The sequence below is a fragment of the Mycobacterium sp. E183 genome, assembly GCF_001667735.1.
Taxonomy (GTDB): domain Bacteria; phylum Actinomycetota; class Actinomycetes; order Mycobacteriales; family Mycobacteriaceae; genus Mycobacterium.
Map to the genome: position 1 here is coordinate 1 of NZ_LZJN01000212.1, position 818 is coordinate 818.

2 protein-coding genes are annotated in these 818 nt (G+C 63.1%); one reads left to right on the plus strand and one right to left on the minus strand.

Going from position 1 to position 818, the window contains the following annotated elements; genetic code table 11:
- Positions 1–174, plus strand: a 174-nt coding sequence (locus A5691_RS26165; RefSeq protein WP_197696200.1) for a class I SAM-dependent methyltransferase, incomplete at its 5' end; no start/stop codon positions are given.
- A gap of 26 nt (positions 175–200) precedes the next feature.
- Here A5691_RS26165 and A5691_RS26170 read toward each other — a convergent pair.
- The coding region (locus tag A5691_RS26170; RefSeq protein WP_068266847.1) for a class I SAM-dependent methyltransferase at positions 201–818 on the minus strand (618 nt) is incomplete at its 5' end.

The following is an 818-nucleotide window of genomic DNA, read 5'->3' on the forward strand; positions in this document are numbered from 1 at the left end:
CACTACGAGCGGACTCTCAATTTGTGGGCGGCAAACCTGGCGGCCAACAAGGACGCGGCCATCGCCATCCAGTCGCAAGAGGTCTACGACCGCTACATGAAGTACCTGACCGGCTGCGAGGACTTCTTCCGCAAGGGCATCAGCAATGTGGGCCAGTTCACCCTCGTGAAGTAGGCGGCGAGGAGCTGGGGGTCGTTCCGCTACTTTTCCAGCGTGAACTGGTCGACGTCGGTGTAACCCTGGCGGAACAGCCTCGCGCAACCGGTCAGGTACTTCATGTAGCGGTCGTAGACCTCCTGCGACTGGATGGCGATGGCCTCGTCGCGGTTCGCCTCGAGGGCGGCCGCCCACGTCTCCAGGGTGCGCGCGTAGTGCAGCTGCAGTGAGTGCACCCGGGTCAGCTCGAAGCCGGCCGTTACGGCGTACTCCCCGACGGTCTGCGGGGTCGGGAGCCAGCCCCCCGGGAAGATCTCGGTGAGGATGAACTGCGAGAAGTGCACGATCTCGTGCGTCAGCGTCATGCCCCGCGCCCTGGCCTCCTTGAAGGAGGGGCGAACGATGGTGTGCAACAGCATCCGACCGTCGTCGGGCAGGATGTGGTGGGCACGTTCAAAAAAGGCCGGCCACCGGTCGGCCTTGAACGCCTCGAAGGCGCCGATGCTGACGATTCGGTCGACCTTGTCGTCGAATTCCTCCCAGCCCTGCAACCGGACTTCGACGGAGCGGTCGGTGGGGATGGCGGCCATTTTGGCCTTACTGTAGGCAAACTGGTTGCGACTCAGCGTGATCCCGATCACGTTGACGTCATATTTCTCGAT